This window comes from Bradyrhizobium sp. 62B, from assembly GCF_030272265.2.
Classification (GTDB): Bacteria; Pseudomonadota; Alphaproteobacteria; order Rhizobiales; family Xanthobacteraceae; genus Bradyrhizobium.
Map to the genome: position 1 here is coordinate 2,644,002 of NZ_CP092841.2, position 16,500 is coordinate 2,660,501.

Here is a 16,500-nt window from a genome sequence, read left to right on the forward strand (position 1 = left end):
GCTACCAATCGGCGCCCCGGATAACATCTTGGGAGACACGCCTGATGACCCTCAAAGCCCTCTTTGCGGCCAGCGCCACGGCCGCCTTGCTGCTCGCGCTGCCTGCCAATGCCGGCCAGCTCACCATCGGCTTCTCGCAGATCGGATCGGAATCCGGCTGGCGCGCAGCCGAAACTTCGGTCTCCAAGCAGGAGGCCACCAAGCGCCAGGTCAATCTGAAGATCGCCGACGCGCAGCAGAAGCAGGAGAACCAGATCAAGGCGATCCGCTCCTTCATCGCGCAGAACGTCGATGCGATCTTCCTCGCGCCGGTCGTTTCGACCGGATGGGACTCGGTGCTGAAGGAAGCCAAGGAGGCCAAGATCCCGGTGGTGCTGCTCGACCGCGATATCGATCCCTCCGGCAAGGAACTCTATCTCACCGCCGTCACCTCCGACAGCGTGCACGAAGGCGCGGTCGCGGGCGACTGGCTGGCCAAGACCGTCGGGACGAAGGCCTGCAACATCGTCGAATTGCAGGGCACGGTCGGCGCCAGCGTCGCCGCAAACCGCAAGAAGGGTTTTGACACGGCGATTGCCAAGCACGCCAACCTGAAGGTGGTACGCAGCCAGACCGGCGACTTCACCCGCGCCAAGGGCAAGGAGGTGATGGAGAGCTTCATCAAGGCCGAAGGTGGCGGCAAGAACATCTGTGCCGTTTACGCCCACAATGACGACATGATGGTCGGCGCGATCCAGGCGATGAAGGAAGCCGGTCTCAAGCCCGGCAAGGACATCCTCACCGTCTCGATCGACGCGGTCCCCGATATCTTCAAGGCGATGGTCGCCGGCGAAGCCAACGCGACGGTCGAGCTGACGCCCAACATGGCCGGTCCGGCCTTCGATGCCGTCGCGGCCTTCAAGGAGAAGGGCACCGTTCCGCCGAAATGGATCCAGACTGAATCCAGGCTGCTCACCGCCTCTGACAATCCGCAGAAGGAATACGACAGCAAGAAGGGGCTCGGTTACTGAGGCGGCGCATTGCCGGACCGCCGTCGTCCGGTGGTCCGGCAACCCGCTTCGAAACCGCCGCGCGAACGCATAGGCTGGATGTCCGCATCATTGGCGGGCACCCGTGGGAGTGATTTTCGCCATGCAGAACAGCCGTGATCCTGCTGCCCCCCTACTGGAGGTGCGCGGGATCAGCAAGAGCTTCGGCGCCGTGCACGCGTTGCAGGATGTCGACTTCACACTGCGCGCCGGCGAGATCCATGCGCTGCTGGGCGAGAACGGCGCTGGCAAGTCCACGCTGATCAAGGTCGTCACCGGCGTGTTCCCGCGCGACTCCGGCATCGTCAGGATCGGCGGAGAAGAGATCGCGCCTCGCTCGGCCAAGGCGGCGCTCGCAGCGGGCATCGCCACCGTCTACCAGGAGGTCAATTTGCTGCCGAACCTCTCGGTGGCGCAAAATCTCTTCCTTGACCGCCAGCCGATGCGCTTTGGCATCGTGCGCGAAGGCGAGATGCGCCGTCGCGCCAAGGCGCTGCTTGCAGATTTTGGCCTCGACATCGACGTCGCCGCGCCGCTTGGCAGCTATTCCGTGGCCATCCAGCACGTCACCGCGATTGCCCGCGCTGTCGATCTCTCCGCGCGCGTGCTGATCCTGGACGAGCCGACCGCGAGCCTCGACCGCCACGAGGTCGAGATTCTCTTCGGCATCATGCGCCAGCTCGCGGGGCGCGGTATCGGTATCGTCTTCGTCAGCCATTTCCTCGATCAGGTCTACGAGATTTCCGACCGCATCACGGTGCTGCGCAACGGCCGCCTTGTCGGCGAGCGCGAGACCGCGTCCCTGGCGCGGCTCGAGCTGATCCGGATGATGCTCGGCCGCGAGTTGGCGGAGACCACCAGTGCGCGGGCGGCGGCGAGCGAACATGAAGTGCGCGACGTCTGCGCGAGTTTTGAGAATTTTGGCAAGGCCGGTTACGTTGCGCCGTTCAATCTCGAGCTGCGTCATGGCGAGGTCGTCGGCCTTGCCGGACTGCTCGGCTCGGGCCGCACCGAAACCGCACGGCTGGTGTTCGGTGCCGAGCGCGCCGATCGTGGGCAGGCGAGGGTGGAAGGCGCGACCGTCCGCCTTCAGTCGCCGCGCGACGGCGTCCGCCATGGCTTCGGCTATTGCCCGGAAGAGCGCAAGACCGACGGCATCGTCGCCGAGCTCACCGTGCGCGAGAACATCGTGCTGGCGCTCCAGGCCAAACGCGGCCTGCATCGCCCGCTGTCCCGCCGCGAGCAGGACGAGATCGCGCGGCGTTACGTCAAGATGCTCGACATCCGTCCGGCCGATCCCGAGCGTCCCGTCGGGCTGTTGTCCGGCGGCAATCAGCAGAAGGTGCTGCTGGCGCGCTGGCTCGCGACCTCGCCGCGGCTCCTCGTACTGGACGAGCCGACCCGCGGCATCGACGTCGGCGCCCATGCCGAGATCATCCGGCTGATCCGCGAGCTCTGTGACGATGGCCTCTCGCTGCTCGTGATCTCCTCCGAGCTCGACGAGATCGTGACTTATTCGGACCGCGTCGTGGTGCTGCGCGACCGCGCCCATGTCGAGGAGCTCGCGGGCGAGGCGGTCGACGTCGGCAACATCCTCGCCGCCATCGCCGCCGATAGCGTCACTGTTGCGCTTGAGGCCCACACATGACAGCGCTGCTGCCGCGCCGCGGCCTCGCCCAGATCCTCGCGCTGATCGTCATCCTCGCGGTCGACCGCGTGGTGTCGCCGCAATTCTTCGACCTGCGCCTCCAGGACGGTCGTCTGTTCGGCAGCCTGATCGACGTCCTCAACCGCGGCACGCCGGTGGCGCTGCTCTCGCTCGGCATGGTGCTGGTGATCGCGACGCGCGGCATTGATCTCTCGGTCGGCGCGGTGATGGCCATCTGCGGCGCGATCGCCGCAAGTCTCGCCGACAGTCACAGCCTTCCGGTGGTACTGGCGGCCGCGCTGGGGGCGGGCCTTGTCTGCGGCCTCTGGAACGGATTTCTCGTAGCCGTGCTCGGCATGCAGCCAATCGTGGCGACGTTGATCCTGATGGTCGCGGGCCGCGGCATCGCCCAGCTCATCACCGAAGGACGCATCGTGACGTTCTCCTCGCCGGATCTGGTTTGGCTCGGGAATGGTTCGGTGCTCGGCCTTCCGGTGCCGGTCGTCATTGCCCTCGGTATGCTCATTCTCACTGGCGCTGTGGTGCGCGGCTCGGCGCTCGGGCTGCTGATCGAGGCGACCGGGGGCAACGCGCGCGCGAGCGAGCTTTCCGGCGTCGGCACCCGTGCGATGATCCTGTCGGTCTATGTCTGGTGCGGAGTCTGCGCCGCGCTCGCGGGCGTGATCGCAGCGGCCGACATCATGGGCGCTGACGCCAACAACGCCGGCTTGTGGCTCGAGCTCGATGCGATCCTGGCCGTGGTTATCGGCGGTACCTCGCTGTTCGGCGGCCGCTTCAGCCTCGTGCTCGCGGTGTTGGGTGCGCTGATCATTCAGACGATGAACACCGGCATCCTCCTGTCCGGCTATCCGCCGGAGTTCAACCTGCTGGTCAAGGCGGTGGTAGTGCTCGCGGTGCTGCTGTTGCAATCGCCGAAGCTGTCCGGCTTTGCCGGCATCGCCGCACGGCTGCGGAGGACGAAAGCATGAGAGGCCTGCCGCCCGTCCTCATCACCGCGATCGTGCTCGTGGCAGGCTTTGCGCTCTGCGCCGTGCAGTTCCCCAACATCGCCTCGACCCGCGTGGTCGGCAATCTCCTGACTGACAATGCCTTCCTCGGCATCGTGGCAACCGGCATGACGTTCGTGATCATCTCCGGCGGCATCGATCTGTCGGTCGGCTCGGTGATCGGCTTCACCACGGTCTTCGTGGCGCTGGCGATCGAGCGTTGGGGCGTGCCGCCGCTGGTCGCCTTCGTCGCCATCTTCGCGCTCTCGGCGGCCTTCGGCGCGGCGATGGGCGCCGTCATCCATGTCTTCGACCTGCCGCCGTTCATCGTGACGCTCGCCGGCATGTTCCTGGCCCGTGGTGCCAGCTTCCTGCTCTCGACGGAATCGGTGCCGATCACGGCACCTGTCTATTCCACTGTATCCGACTTCGCACTGCGCATGCCCGGCGGCGGGCGATTGACCGCGGTCGCGATCATCATGCTGGTGATCGTCATCGGCGGCGCCTTGCTGCTGCATCTCACGCGGTTTGGCGCCAACGTCTATGCACTCGGCGGCAGCCGGGCGACCGCGAGCCTGATGGGCGTTGCCGTCGGCAAGATGACGGTGAAGATCTACATGCTGTCGAGCCTGCTCGCGGGCATCGCCGGCATCGTCTTCTCGTTCTACACCAGCGCCGGCTATTCGCTCTCCGCCGTCGGTGTCGAGCTCGACACCATCGCCGCGGTCGTGATCGGCGGCACGCTGCTCACGGGCGGGCAGGGCTCGGTGATCGGAACCTTCCTCGGCGTCCTGATCCAGGGGCTGATCCAGACCTACATCAATTTCGACGGCACGCTGTCGAGCTGGTGGACCAAGATCGCGACCGGCGTGCTGCTGTTCGCGTTCATCGCTTTGCAGCAGGCCCTGGTCGCGCTCGCGCGGCGGCCGGCGGCGAAACGCGCGGGAGCTGCCATATGACCTCGCGCATCGTCATCATCCCGACGCGGCGAGCCCATTCCAACCATGCGGAGGTGGCCCGCTCGATCGGCGTCGACATCATCGCCGGGCGCTATGCGGAAGGGACGCGCCTGCCGGGCGATGCCGAGATGATCGCGATGTTCGGCGTGTCGCGGCCGGTGCTGCGCGAGAGCGTGAAGACTCTCGTGGCCAAGGGCTTGCTCACGACCAAGGCGCGGGTCGGCACCGTCGTGCGCGAACGCGCGGCCTGGAACATGTTCGACGCCGACGTGCTGGCCTGGCATCTGGACGCCGGCATCGACAAGCGTTTCCTCAACGATCTCGCCGAGATCCGTCTCGCGGTCGAGCCGCGCGCGGCGATGCTGGCGGCCACGCAGCGGTCGGAGGAAGATCTCGTCGAGCTTCGCCGGTGCATGGACCATATGCGGCTTGAGGCGTCGGATTCGGTCGGCTTTGCCGACGCCGATCTCGCACTGCATGTCGCCGTGGCGCGCGCCTCGGGCAACCTCTTCATGCGCTCGATCGGACACGTCATCGAGGCCGCTCTGCGCGCTTCATTCCTGCTGAGCGCGCCGGTCGAGCCGGAGGACCGCGACACCGTGCTGCTCTGGCACCAGAAGATCGTCGATGCCATCGCAGCGGGCGATGCCGAGGCTGCGTCGGAGGCGATGGTCTATGTCATTCACAACGGCATGAGGCGTCACGAGGGAACGGTGATCGAAACAGCCCCGGCGGACCCGCCGTCATCTGCGAATACGGGAGAGCAAGCGTGACCGAACTTCGCATCGCCATCGTCGGTTTCGGCAAGATCGCGCGCGACCAGCATGTCGGCGCGATTGCCGCGGTGCCCGGCGTGACGCTGGCGGCAATCGCCAGCCGCAACGCCTCGTTGCCGGGATTGCCGCATTTTGCGACCATCGAGGAATTGCTGGAGAAGGGACCGCCGATCGACGCGGTCTCGCTCTGCACGCCGCCGCAGGTAAGGCGCGCGCAGGCCGCGGCGGCGCTCGCGGCCGGCAAGCATGTCATGCTGGAGAAGCCGCCGGGTGCCGGCGTCGTCGAGCTCGACCCGCTGATCGCGATGGCGGCGGCGGCAAAGCGAACGCTGTTTGCGACCTGGCATTCGCGCTACGCGCCGGCGGTCGAGCCGGCCCGGCAATGGCTTGCCGCGCGCCGCATTGCCTCCGTGCACATCAGCTGGAAAGAGGACGTCCGCGTCTGGCATCCCGGTCAGGGCTGGATCTGGGAACCGGGTGGCCTCGGCGTGTTCGATCCCGGCATCAATGCACTGTCGATCCTGACCAGGATCCTGCCGAAGCCGGTGTTCGTCACCGCGGCTGAACTTTCCTTTCCCACCAATTGCCAGGCGCCGATCGCCGCGAACCTGACAATGACCGACATCGACGGCCTGCCTGCAACCGCCGAGTTCGATTTCCGCCAGACCGGGCCGCAAAGCTGGGATATCGTCGTCGACACCGATCGCGGCCGGATGACCCTGTCCAGCGGTGGCGCGCGCATGGCCGTTGACGGCAAGGTGCTTGCCGAAGCTCCCGATGAGGAATATCGCGGACTCTACCGGCGCTTCGTCGAGCTCGCGGCGACCGGCGCGAGCGACGTCGATCTGACGCCGCTTCGCCTCGTCGCCGACGCCTTCCTGCTCGGCAAGCGCACAATTGTCGAACCGTTCGTGGATTAGACATGGCTGGCTCAAAAATCGAAAGAGATGTCTTCGGAAGACTGCCTGATGGCCGCGACGTCGAGCGCATCGTGCTGCGCGGGGCAGGCGGGTTCGAGGCGCGCATCATCACCCATGGTGCGGTGCTCCAGGCGCTGATCGCGCCGGACGCGAAGGGCGGCCATGACGACGTCGTGCTCGGCCATGACGCGTTCGCCGGCTATCTCGCGGAACGAAAGTTCTTCGGCGCCACCGTCGGCCGCTACGCCAACCGCATCGCCAAGGGACAGTTTTCCCTCGATGGTGAGACGGTGCAGCTTGCCGTCAACAACGGGCCGAATGCGCTGCATGGCGGCCTCGATGGATTCGACCGCAAGCTCTGGGAGATCGGGGAGATCGACGAGGGCGCCGCGCCTGCGGTGACGCTGACCTATGTCAGCCCGCACGGGGAGGAGAACTATCCCGGCAAGCTCGACGTCCGCCTGACCTATCGCATCACCGGGCCGACCGAGCTGTCGCTGAGCATGGAGGCGCGGAGCGACCGGCCGACCATCGTCAACCTGACCAACCACAGCTTCTTCAATCTCGAAGGCGCGACGTCAGGCATTCCCATTCTCGACCACCGCTTGACGGTGGCCGCCGAGCATTTTCTCGCCATCGATCCCACCGCCATTCCCTTGCCGGAGCCGCCGCGTCCCGTCGCTGGCACGCCGTTCGACTTCCGCGAATCTCGACCGGTCGGCGAGCGCATCCGGCAGGGCGATCAGCAATTGCAGAACGGCAGGGGCTACGACCACACCTATTGCCTCGGACGTGATGGCAAGCTCGCGCTCGCCGCGCGGCTGGAGGCGCCGCGCTCGGGGCGGATCATGGAGCTTTTCACCGACCAGCCCGGCCTTCAGGTCTATTCCGGCAATTATCTGGACGGCACGATTTCGGGGAAGGGCGGCAAGCTCATCCGGCAGTCGGATGCCATGTGCCTGGAGCCGCACATCTGGCCTGATGCGCCGAACCGGCCGGATTTTCCGAGCCCGCGCCTCGATCCCGGCCAGGTCTATCGTCATCACACGGTCTATCGCTTTGCAGTGAGGACGCCATGATGGAGCAGGTCGTCACCTCCGTTCTCTCTAGCGATCCCTGCCATCTCGGCGAGGGTCCGACCTATGACGTGACCACCGATACCGCCTGGTGGTTCGATATCCGCGAGGGACGGCTGTTCGAGGCGCAGCTTGGCAGTGGCAGCATCCGCATTCATGCGCTCGGCCGGATGGCGAGCGCGCTCGGGCGCATCGATGCCGAACGGCAGCTGATCGTCGCCGAGGACGGGCTTTACATCCGCAAGCTCGCCGACGGCGAGATGACGCTGTTCCTTCCGCTCGAGGCGGACAATCCCGTCACGCGCTCCAATGATTGCCGTGTGCATCAATCCGGCACGTTCTGGATCGGCACCATGGGCAAGAAGGCCGAGCCGAAGGCAGGCGCGATCTACGCGCTCCATCGCGGCAAGATCTCCACGCTGTTTCCCGGCATCAGCATTCCAAATTCGATCTGCTTCTCGCCGGATGGCGCCACCGGCTACTTCACCGACACCCCGCGCGCCGTGCTCTATGCCGTGCCGCTCAATCCCGCGACCGGCCTGCCGCGCGGCGAGCCGGAGGTGCTGCTGCGCCATACCGGCGTTGGCGGTCTCGACGGCTCGGTGTGCGATGCCGACGGGCAGATCTGGAACGCCTGCTGGGGCGCGAGCCGGATCGATGTCTATTCCCCGCAAGGCGAACGCCAGCGCTCGCTCAACGTGCCGGCCAAGCAGGCGAGCTGCCCGGCCTTCGTCGGCCCCGACCTGTCGCGCCTTCTCGTCACGTCCGCATGGCAGGATATGGACGCAGCCGCACGCGCCGCCGATCCGCAGGCCGGCTGCACTTTTCTACTGGAGGCCTCCGCGCGCGGTCGTGCGGAGCCCGACGTCAAGCTCGCATAGGAGACGACAAAGCAGCCCACGACCACGTTCGCGACGACACGAAGAAATAATCTGACACCCAAGGGAGTGAAACATGCTGAAACTGAAGACCACATTCCTCGCGCTGGCGCTGGCGGGCGCTGCGACGATGGCGACAGGTCTCGCCGCCTCCGCCCAGGACAAGGCGACCGTCGGCATCGCCATGCCGACCAAATCCTCGGCGCGCTGGATCGACGACGGCAACAACATGGTCAAGGTGCTGAAGGAGCGCGGCTACAACACCGATTTGCAATATGCCGAGGACGACATTCCGAACCAGCTCTCGCAAGTCGAGAATATGGTGACCAAGGGCGCGAAGGCACTGGTGATCGCCGCAATCGACGGCACCACGCTGTCCGACGTGCTCAAGCAGGCCAAGGCAAAAGGCATCACCGTGATCGCCTATGACCGCCTGATCCGCGGCACGCCGAACGTCGATTATTACGCGACCTTCGACAATTTCCAGGTCGGCGTCTTGCAGGCGCAATCGATCGAACAGGGGCTCGGCCTGAAGGACGGCAAGGGTCCGTTCAACATCGAGCTGTTCGGCGGCTCGCCCGACGACAACAACGCCTACTTCTTCTACAACGGCGCGATGAGCGTGCTGAAGCCCTACATCGACAGCGGCAAGCTCGTCGTCGCCTCGGGCCAGATGGGCATGGACAAGGTCGCGACCTTGCGTTGGGACGGTGCCACCGCCCAGGCCCGCATGGACAATCTGCTCAGCGCCTATTACGGCAACAAGAAGATCAACGCCGTGCTGTCGCCCTATGACGGCATCTCGATCGGCATCATCTCCTCGCTGAAGGGCGTCGGCTATGGTAGCGCCGATCAGCCGATGCCGATCATTTCGGGCCAGGACGCCGAGGTGCCCTCGATCAAGGCGATGCTGCGCGGCGACCAATATTCGACCATCTTCAAGGACACCCGCGACCTCGCCAAGGTGACCGCCGACATGGTCGACGCCGCGCTCGCCGGCAAGCAGGTCACGGTCAACGACACCAAGACCTACGAGAACGGCGTCAAGACCGTGCCCTCCTACCTGCTCAAGCCGGTCGTGGTCTACAAGGACAATTGGGAGAAGGTCCTGGTCGAGAGCGGCTACTACAAGAAGTCGCAATTCCAGTAAGACGTTTTCTTCCCCTCTCCCCGCTTGCGGGAAGAGGGTAGGGTGAGGGGGAGCCTCCACGGGGACGGTGGACATTGCTCCTGCGGAGACTCCCCCTCATCCGAAATCCGCGCGACGCGCGCATTTCGACCTCTCCCCGCAAGCGGGGAGAGGTGAGGTAACGGATGGTATATGACACGATGACCGCCATGCTGGAGATGCGCAACGTCAGCAAGAGCTTTGCCGGTGTGCAGGCGCTGCGCGACGTCAACTTCTCGGTTCACGCCGGGCAGATCCACGCGCTCGTCGGCGAGAACGGCGCCGGCAAGTCGACGCTGATGAAGGTGTTGAGCGGGGTCTATCCCGCCGGCAGTTACGAGGGAACCATCGTCTTCGAGGGTGAGGAGCGGCGCTTCCGCGACATCAACGATTCCGAGGCGCTCGGCATCATCATCATTCATCAGGAGCTGGCGCTGATTCCGTTGATGTCGATCGCGGAAAACATCTTCCTGTCGCATCCGCCCTCGAAGCTCGGGGTGATCGACCGCGACGAGGTCTATCGGCGCACGCGCGAACTGCTGGCGCAGGTCGGCCTGAAGGAATCCCCGGATACGCTGATCACCGATCTCGGCGTCGGCAAGCAGCAGCTGGTCGAGATCGCCAAGGCGCTGTCCAAGCGGGTGCGGATGCTCATTCTGGACGAGCCGACCGCCAGCCTCAACGAGGCCGATAGCGCCGCGCTGCTCGAACGACTGATGGTCTTCCGCGAGCAGGGCATCGGCTCGATCCTGATCTCGCACAAGCTCAACGAGGTCGCCAAGGTCGCCGACCACATCACCGTGCTGCGCGATGGCCGCACCGTCGACAGCATCGATTGCCGCAGCGAGCCGATCCAGGAAGACCGCATCATCCGCAGCATGGTCAATCGCGATATGGCGCACCGTTTCCCGGAGCGCAGCGCGAAGATCGGTGAACCCGTGCTCGACGTCGCGAACTGGTCGGTCTATCACCCGATCCATCCCGAGCGGCAGGTGATCAAGAACGTCAATTTCGGCGTCAGGCGCGGCGAGGTCGTCGGCATTGCCGGATTGATGGGCGCCGGGCGCACCGAATTCGCCATGAGCCTGTTTGGCCGCTCCTGGGGCACTGCGATCAGCGGCTCTCTCCGGCTCGAGGGCAGAGAGATGGTGTTGCCGAGCGTCGCGGCGGCGATCGACGCCGGCCTTGCCTATGTCACGGAAGACCGCAAGCAGCTCGGGCTGATCCTGGCCGACGACGTTCGCAAGAATATCACGCTCGCAAGCCTTGACCAGGTCGCGCCTAAACGGGTGATCGACGACATCGCAGAGCTGAAGATCGCCAGCGATTATCGCACCCGCATGCGCATCCGTTGCTCCGACGTCTACCAGGAGACCGGCCAGCTCTCCGGCGGCAACCAGCAAAAGGTGGTGCTGTCGAAATGGCTGATGACCGACCCGAAAGTTCTGATCCTGGACGAGCCGACGCGGGGCATCGACGTCGGTGCCAAATACGAGATTTACTGTATCATCAACGAGCTGGCGGAAGCCGGCCGCGGTGTCGTGGTGATCTCCTCGGAGATGCCCGAACTGCTCGGCATCTGCGACCGCATTTGCGTCATGAATGACGGCGCCTTCGTCGGGGAGTTCGCAGGCGCCGATGCGACGCAAGAAAAGATCATGCGCGCCATCATGCGCAACGAGCGAAACATTGGGAACGCCGCGCCCGCGGCCGCGGAAATGGGAGGAATGCAGCCATGACCGACAAGACGGTATCGCTGCCCGAGGAGCGCCGGCACGGCAGCTTCATCAAGAACAATCTGCGCAACTACGGCATGCTGATGTCGCTGGTCGCGATCATGCTGTTCTTCCAGGTCATGACGGGCGGCACGCTGCTGCAGCCGCTCAACCTGACGAACCTCGTGCTGCAGAACAGCTACATCGTCATCATGGCGCTCGGCATGCTGCTGGTGATCGTCACCGGCCATATCGATCTCTCGGTCGGCTCGGTCGCCGGCTTCGTCGGCGCGGTCGCCGCCGTGCTGATGGTGACCTACAAGGTCGACTACACGCTCGCCTTCATCGCCTGCCTGTTGCTGGGCGCGGCGATCGGCGCGGCGCAGGGCTATTGGGTGGCCTTTTTCGGCATTCCGTCCTTTATCGTGACGCTGGCGGGCATGCTGGTGTTCAAGGGGCTCGCGCTTGCGGTGCTGCAGGGCCAGTCACTCGGCCCGTTCCCGGCGACCTTCCAGAAGCTGTCCTCCGGCTTCATTCCGGAGCTTCTGCCCGAAGCCGGCACGCTGCATCCGACCTCGATGCTGATCGGCGCCGTGCTTGCGCTCGGCCTCGTCTATGCCAGCGCCAAGGGCCGCTCGCGCGAGCAATCGCATGGCATCGAGGTCGAGCCTTATGCGCTCTTCCTGGGCAAGAGCGTCCTGCTCGCCTGCGCCGTGCTCTATTTCACCTATCTGATCGCCTCGCATCGCGGACTGCCGAACGTGCTGGTGATCATGACCGCGTTGATCGCTTTGTACGGCTTCGTCACCCGGCGCACCGTGATCGGGCGCCAGGTCTATGCAGTCGGCGGCAACGCGAAGGCGGCAAAACTGTCGGGCATCAAGACCGAGCGGCTGACCTTCCTCACCTTCGTCAACATGGGCGTGCTCGCCGCGCTCGCCGGCCTTGTCTTTGCCGCGCGCCTCAACACGGCGACTCCGAAGGCCGGGCTCGGCTTCGAGCTCGACGTCATCGCCGCCTGCTTCATCGGCGGGGCCTCGGCCTATGGCGGGGTAGGGCGCGTCGGCGGCGCCGTGGTCGGCGCCATGATCATGGGCGTGATGAACAACGGCATGTCGATCCTCGGCATCGGCATCGACTATCAGCAGGTCATCAAGGGCCTGGTGCTGCTCGGGGCGGTGTGTATCGACGTGTATAACCAGCGGCGGTAGCCGCATTGACGGTCGCGTAGGTCAAAGGCGCACTTGCGCCGTGCCCACCAGCTGTCTCCGATCAAGAGAAATGGTGGGCACGCTCCGCTTTGCCCACCCTCCGACATTACTGCACCGGTGACTGCGTCGTGAACAGCACCGTCGCGATCGCGACAGAGAGGGTCACCGCCGAAACCGTCGCTACGGTGGACAGCACGCCCATGCGCCGAAGCGCGATGGCGAACACGATGATGATGGGGGTCGCGGTCAGCAGCCCGATTTGTGCATCGCTCATCGCATCGCTCACTGTTTTGCAGAACCGCTCTATATATCCACCCTATGACGGCGGGGCGGCCGGAACGTTGCGATAGCGCAAACGCGCCCCTGCCCGGTTGCACTATTTGTCCGGCGACAAAGTCGGAATCGCGCCGGTGGACTATCTGTTCGGCGACTTGATTTGGAAATCAGATGTCGGCGACGGATTGCGAACAAGAGGGAACCGGCTGGGGAATCCTGGAAGATCTTCCCGGCGATCCCATGATCTGGGTGCTCATCTTCAGCGAGCTCGCCGCCTTCGGCCTGTTCCTCGGCGCTTTCGTCATCGCCCGCGCGCTTCACCCGGCGCTCTTTGCCGCCGGACAGGCCACGCTTGACGCACACCTGGCGGGACTCAACACCATCGTGCTCGTGACCAGTGGCTGGGCCGCCGCGCGGGCAACGGCTGCTGCACGGGCGGGGGAAAGAGGGCGTGCGCGCGGTTGGCTGTTCGGCGCCATGGCCCTTGGCGGCGTCTTTATCGCGGTCAAGCTGACCGAATATGCCGGCGAGATCGCGCAAGGAAACGGCCTGGAGACCAGCTCGTTCTTCACGCTCTACTTTCTCCTTACCGGCTTCCATCTCCTGCATGTCGGCCTCGGCATCGTCATCCTGGCCGTAGTCTTGCGGGGTGCCCAGCCGGCGGGCGTCGAGACCGGAACCGCTTTCTGGCACATGGTCGATCTGCTCTGGATCGTCATGTTTCCCATCATCTATCTGGTGCACCCGTGATTCCCGATCGTCTCGACATCGCCTGGATGACGTTGATCGGCCTTGCGCTCGCGACCCTTCTGGTTCCGACGCTGGTGTCGCGCCCCTTGTTCGCCAATGCTTTGCTGCTGACTTTCGCTGCGCTCAAAGGCCGCCGTATCGTGCTCGATTTCCTCGATCTTCGCTCGGCGCCGGCGCTTTGGCGCGGCCTCGTCAGCGCCTGGGTTGTCATCGTGGTGCTGTTCGCCTGGCTCGCATCCGCCATCGTCGCCCTGATCTGACCGGCGGTTTGCGTATCGTCGCCATCGTTGCGCTTCGTCAAAGAGCGCTCCCTACCGATCGGCAATAAATAGCATCACAGATTTTCTCGACTCAAACCGGAAAGGATTGGCAATGGCTGAACGCCTGACCAAGTCGGCCGCGCGAAATGTGTTTTACGGCGGTTCGGCCTTTTTCTTCGCCATCTTCATAGGGCTGACGGCGCATAGCCATTACTACATGGCCACGACGTCCACGGACGCGACGACGCTGACGTCGTCGGTCGCTCGCGGCAAGCATGTCTGGGAGAAGAACTCCTGCATCAACTGCCACACGCTGCTGGGCGAGGGCGCCTATTTCGCCCCCGAGGTCGGCAATGTCTGGGATCGCTGGGGCGGCAAGGAGGATCCGGCCGCTGCACGCGAGACGCTGAAAGCCTGGATGCAGTCGCAGCCCTCGGGCGCAGAGGGGCGGCGGCAGATGCCGCAGTTCAACCTGACCGACCAGGAGCTCAATGATCTCGCTGACTTCCTGCAATGGGCCAGCACGATCAAGCGCCAGAGCTGGCCGCCGAACAAGGCGGGCTGAGCATCCTGCTTTCTTCTTAAGACAGAGAGAACCCGAGATGAAATATCAAACCCAGAAAGTCGCGATGCTGTATTTCTACGGCGCGCTGACCTTGTTCCTGGCCCAGGTCCTGTTTGGCCTGCTTGCCGGAACGATCTACGTCCTGCCCAATACCCTGTCGGTCATCCTGCCGTTCAACATCGTCAGGATGATCCACACCAACGCGCTGATCGTATGGTCGCTGATCGGTTTCATGGGAGCGACCTACTACCTGCTTCCGGAAGAGACCGAGACCGAGCTCTACAGTCCGCTGCTGGCGAAGATCCAGTTCTGGATGTTCTTCGGCGCTGCCGGCGTCGCCGTGGTCGGCTATCTCTTCCACTATCACGAGGGCCGCGAATTCCTCGAACAGCCCTTCATCATCAAGGTCGGCATCGTCGTCGTCTGCCTGATGTTCCTGTTCAACGTCACGATGACGGCGCTGAAGGGCCGCAAGACCACGATCACCAACATCCTGCTGTTCGGCCTGTGGGGCGTCGCGATCTTCTTCCTGTTCGCCTTCTACAACCCGGCGAACCTTGCCGTCGACAAGATGTACTGGTGGTACGTCGTCCATCTCTGGGTCGAGGGCGTCTGGGAGCTGATCATGGCCTCCGTGCTCGCCTATCTCATGATCAAGCTCAACGGCATCGATCGCGAGGTCGTCGAGAAGTGGCTCTACGTCATCATCGGCCTTGCCCTGTTCTCCGGCATCCTCGGCACCGGCCACCATTTCTACTGGATCGGCGCGCCCGGCTATTGGCAGTGGATCGGTTCGCTGTTCTCCACGCTCGAGGTCGCTCCGTTCTTCACCATGGTGATCTTCACGGTGCAGATGACCTGGAAGGCCGGCCGCAAGCATCCGAACCGCGCCGCGCTGTTGTGGTCGGTCGGCTGCTCGGTGATGGCGTTCCTCGGCGCCGGCGTGTGGGGCTTCCTGCACACGCTGTCCTCGGTGAACTACTACACCCACGGCACCCAGGTCACCGCGGCGCACGGCCATCTCGCCTTCTTCGGCGCCTATGTGATGCTGAACCTGTCGGTGATGGCCTACGCGATCCCGCAGCTCAAGGGACGGGCGCCCTATAACCAGTGGCTCTCCATGACCAGCTTCTGGATCATGTGCACGGCGATGATGACCATGACCTTCGCGCTGACCTTCGCCGGCGTGGTCCAGGTCCATCTGCAGCGCGTGCTCGGCCAGGGCTACATGGACGTGCAGGACCAGCTCGCGATGTTCTACTGGGTCCGGCTCGGCTCCGGTGTGTTCGTGGCGATCTCCGCGCTGATGTTCGTCTGGGCCGTGCTGGTGCCGGGCCGCGAGAAGCAGGCGGTCATCCCCGCCGCGCTGCAGCCGGCCGAGTAAACCGCAAAGGGCGGCCGCGGTTCGCCGCGGCCGCCAGCTTCCTTGGAAATTCCGGAGAGACATCATGAAAGCTGCCCTTCACACGGTCACCTCGGCACCCGAATTGCCGGCCTATGTTCCGTCCGGAAAGGAATGCGAGCTGTTCGAGCATGCCTGGCGGCGGCGTCTGCCGGTTCTGCTCAAGGGACCGACCGGTTGCGGCAAGACCCGCTTCGTCGCGCACATGGCGGCGCGGCTGGGATTGCCGCTTCACACCGTCGCCTGTCATGACGATCTGACCGCCGCCGATCTCACTGGCCGCTATCTGCTCAGGGGCGGCGACACCGTCTGGACCGATGGTCCGCTGACGCGCGCCGTGCGCGAAGGCGGCATCTGCTATCTTGACGAGGTCGTTGAGGCCCGCAAGGACGTCACCGTCGTGCTGCATCCTCTGACCGACGATCGCCGTATCCTGCCGCTGGAGCGTACCGGCGAGGAGCTGGTCGCGCCGAACAGCTTCATGCTCGTCGTCTCCTACAATCCCGGCTACCAGACGCTGCTGAAGGCCCTGAAGCCCTCGACGCGTCAGCGCTTCGTCGCCATCGAATTCGATTTCCTCCCGCCAGAGCAGGAGATCGGCGTCGTGTCCGCCGAAAGCGGGCTGTCGCCGGAGCGCGTGCGGCCGCTGGTGGGGCTGGCTGGGCGGCTGCGCGCGCTCAAAGGCCACGATTTGGAGGAGGGCGTCTCGACCCGGCTCGTGGTCTATTGCGCGACCCTGATCGCCGCGGGCACGCCGATCGCCGATGCCGTGCTGGCGGGCATGATCGAGCCGCTCACCGACGATTCCGACGTGAAGGCGGCGCTGCTCGACGTCGCACGCGCCGTCATCGGGTGAGGCCG

Annotated in this window: 17 protein-coding genes; 16 read left to right on the top strand and 1 reads right to left on the bottom strand. The window is 64.7% G+C overall.

Annotation, left to right across the window (positions count from 1 at the left end):
• Window positions 1–44: 44 nt before the first annotated feature.
• From ytfQ to mmsB, 11 genes are all read left to right on the top strand, one after another.
• A complete protein-coding gene (gene ytfQ / locus ML401_RS12390) occupies window positions 45–1,010 on the top strand; it encodes a galactofuranose ABC transporter, galactofuranose-binding protein YtfQ (protein ID WP_194407257.1) in 966 nt (321 codons plus the stop codon).
• A 121-nt stretch (window positions 1,011–1,131) separates the two neighbouring features.
• Window positions 1,132–2,676, top strand: coding sequence for a sugar ABC transporter ATP-binding protein (locus tag ML401_RS12395; RefSeq protein ID WP_285812094.1), 1,545 nt, complete (start codon window positions 1,132–1,134; stop codon window positions 2,674–2,676).
• The gene (locus ML401_RS12400) at window positions 2,673–3,665 is read left to right on the top strand and encodes an ABC transporter permease (protein ID WP_063195895.1); all 993 of its coding nucleotides are present in this window, start codon (window positions 2,673–2,675) and stop codon (window positions 3,663–3,665) included. The genes ML401_RS12395 and ML401_RS12400 overlap by 4 nt, the downstream gene beginning before the upstream one ends.
• Window positions 3,662–4,642, top strand: coding sequence for a galactofuranose ABC transporter, permease protein YjfF (gene yjfF, locus ML401_RS12405; protein WP_285812095.1), 981 nt, complete (start codon window positions 3,662–3,664; stop codon window positions 4,640–4,642). Before ML401_RS12400 ends, yjfF begins: the two co-directional genes overlap by 4 nt.
• Window positions 4,639–5,415: a FadR/GntR family transcriptional regulator gene (locus ML401_RS12410; RefSeq protein WP_212067078.1), complete on the top strand. Its 777-nt coding sequence runs from the start codon at window positions 4,639–4,641 to the stop codon at window positions 5,413–5,415. The genes yjfF and ML401_RS12410 overlap by 4 nt, the downstream gene beginning before the upstream one ends.
• Window positions 5,412–6,338 carry a Gfo/Idh/MocA family protein gene (locus ML401_RS12415; protein WP_285812096.1) on the top strand — a complete coding sequence of 309 codons (927 nt, stop codon included), beginning with the start codon at window positions 5,412–5,414 and terminating at the stop codon, window positions 6,336–6,338. The genes ML401_RS12410 and ML401_RS12415 overlap by 4 nt, the downstream gene beginning before the upstream one ends.
• 2 nt (window positions 6,339–6,340) lie before the next feature.
• A complete protein-coding gene (locus tag ML401_RS12420; protein ID WP_285812097.1) occupies window positions 6,341–7,417 on the top strand; it encodes an aldose epimerase family protein in 1,077 nt (358 codons plus the stop codon).
• On the top strand, window positions 7,417–8,295 hold the full coding sequence (locus tag ML401_RS12425; protein ID WP_211418286.1) for an SMP-30/gluconolactonase/LRE family protein: 879 nt from the start codon (window positions 7,417–7,419) through the stop codon (window positions 8,293–8,295). Before ML401_RS12420 ends, ML401_RS12425 begins: the two co-directional genes overlap by 1 nt.
• A gap of 73 nt (window positions 8,296–8,368) precedes the next feature.
• Window positions 8,369–9,442 carry a multiple monosaccharide ABC transporter substrate-binding protein gene (gene chvE, locus ML401_RS12430; RefSeq protein WP_194407264.1) on the top strand — a complete coding sequence of 358 codons (1,074 nt, stop codon included), beginning with the start codon at window positions 8,369–8,371 and terminating at the stop codon, window positions 9,440–9,442.
• A gap of 179 nt (window positions 9,443–9,621) precedes the next feature.
• Entirely contained in the window at window positions 9,622–11,199 is a 1,578-nt protein-coding gene (gene mmsA / locus ML401_RS12435) for a multiple monosaccharide ABC transporter ATP-binding protein (protein WP_285812666.1), read from the top strand.
• The gene (gene mmsB, locus ML401_RS12440) at window positions 11,196–12,386 is read left to right on the top strand and encodes a multiple monosaccharide ABC transporter permease (RefSeq protein WP_285812098.1); all 1,191 of its coding nucleotides are present in this window, start codon (window positions 11,196–11,198) and stop codon (window positions 12,384–12,386) included. The genes mmsA and mmsB overlap by 4 nt, the downstream gene beginning before the upstream one ends.
• A gap of 106 nt (window positions 12,387–12,492) precedes the next feature.
• Here the strand turns inward: mmsB and ML401_RS12445 are convergent, their stop codons facing one another.
• On the bottom strand, window positions 12,493–12,660 hold the full coding sequence (locus ML401_RS12445) for a hypothetical protein (RefSeq protein ID WP_285812099.1): 168 nt from the start codon (window positions 12,658–12,660) through the stop codon (window positions 12,493–12,495).
• A gap of 173 nt (window positions 12,661–12,833) precedes the next feature.
• On the opposite strand from ML401_RS12445, the gene ML401_RS12450 reads away from it, so the two are divergent.
• The 5 genes from ML401_RS12450 (at window position 12,834) to ML401_RS12470 (ending at window position 16,495) form a co-directional block, all read left to right on the top strand.
• Window positions 12,834–13,412 (top strand): cytochrome c oxidase subunit 3 family protein, encoded by a 579-nt coding sequence (locus ML401_RS12450; RefSeq protein WP_285812100.1) that lies wholly within the window; start codon window positions 12,834–12,836, stop codon window positions 13,410–13,412.
• Entirely contained in the window at window positions 13,412–13,672 is a 261-nt protein-coding gene (locus ML401_RS12455; RefSeq protein ID WP_374762332.1) for a cytochrome C oxidase subunit IV family protein, read from the top strand. Before ML401_RS12450 ends, ML401_RS12455 begins: the two co-directional genes overlap by 1 nt.
• 112 nt (window positions 13,673–13,784) lie before the next feature.
• Window positions 13,785–14,237, top strand: coding sequence for a cytochrome c (locus tag ML401_RS12460; protein ID WP_100177802.1), 453 nt, complete (start codon window positions 13,785–13,787; stop codon window positions 14,235–14,237).
• 37 nt (window positions 14,238–14,274) lie between these two features.
• Window positions 14,275–15,621, top strand: a complete 1,347-nt coding sequence (locus ML401_RS12465; RefSeq protein WP_194407270.1) for a cbb3-type cytochrome c oxidase subunit I — start codon at window positions 14,275–14,277, stop codon at window positions 15,619–15,621.
• Window positions 15,622–15,685: 64 nt separating this feature from the next.
• A complete protein-coding gene (locus ML401_RS12470; protein WP_194407271.1) occupies window positions 15,686–16,495 on the top strand; it encodes a CbbQ/NirQ/NorQ/GpvN family protein in 810 nt (269 codons plus the stop codon).
• Window positions 16,496–16,500 lie beyond the last annotated feature (5 nt).

Excerpts from the sequence above, each read along its gene's own strand:
- ytfQ (WP_194407257.1), top strand. The coding sequence starts at position 45 with ATGACCCTCAAAGCCCTCTTTGCGGCCAGCGCCACGGCCGCCTTGCTG.
- ML401_RS12395 (WP_285812094.1), top strand. The coding sequence starts at position 1,132 with ATGCAGAACAGCCGTGATCCTGCTGCCCCCCTACTGGAGGTGCGCGGG.
- ML401_RS12400 (WP_063195895.1), top strand. The coding sequence starts at position 2,673 with ATGACAGCGCTGCTGCCGCGCCGCGGCCTCGCCCAGATCCTCGCGCTG.
- yjfF (WP_285812095.1), top strand. The coding sequence starts at position 3,662 with ATGAGAGGCCTGCCGCCCGTCCTCATCACCGCGATCGTGCTCGTGGCA.
- ML401_RS12410 (WP_212067078.1), top strand. The coding sequence starts at position 4,639 with ATGACCTCGCGCATCGTCATCATCCCGACGCGGCGAGCCCATTCCAAC.
- ML401_RS12420 (WP_285812097.1), top strand. The coding sequence starts at position 6,341 with ATGGCTGGCTCAAAAATCGAAAGAGATGTCTTCGGAAGACTGCCTGAT.
- ML401_RS12425 (WP_211418286.1), top strand. The coding sequence starts at position 7,417 with ATGGAGCAGGTCGTCACCTCCGTTCTCTCTAGCGATCCCTGCCATCTC.
- chvE (WP_194407264.1), top strand. The coding sequence starts at position 8,369 with ATGCTGAAACTGAAGACCACATTCCTCGCGCTGGCGCTGGCGGGCGCT.
- mmsA (WP_285812666.1), top strand. The coding sequence starts at position 9,622 with ATGACCGCCATGCTGGAGATGCGCAACGTCAGCAAGAGCTTTGCCGGT.
- mmsB (WP_285812098.1), top strand. The coding sequence starts at position 11,196 with ATGACCGACAAGACGGTATCGCTGCCCGAGGAGCGCCGGCACGGCAGC.
- ML401_RS12445 (WP_285812099.1), bottom strand. The coding sequence starts at position 12,660 with ATGAGCGATGCACAAATCGGGCTGCTGACCGCGACCCCCATCATCATC.
- ML401_RS12450 (WP_285812100.1), top strand. The coding sequence starts at position 12,834 with ATGTCGGCGACGGATTGCGAACAAGAGGGAACCGGCTGGGGAATCCTG.
- ML401_RS12460 (WP_100177802.1), top strand. The coding sequence starts at position 13,785 with ATGGCTGAACGCCTGACCAAGTCGGCCGCGCGAAATGTGTTTTACGGC.
- ML401_RS12465 (WP_194407270.1), top strand. The coding sequence starts at position 14,275 with ATGAAATATCAAACCCAGAAAGTCGCGATGCTGTATTTCTACGGCGCG.
- ML401_RS12470 (WP_194407271.1), top strand. The coding sequence starts at position 15,686 with ATGAAAGCTGCCCTTCACACGGTCACCTCGGCACCCGAATTGCCGGCC.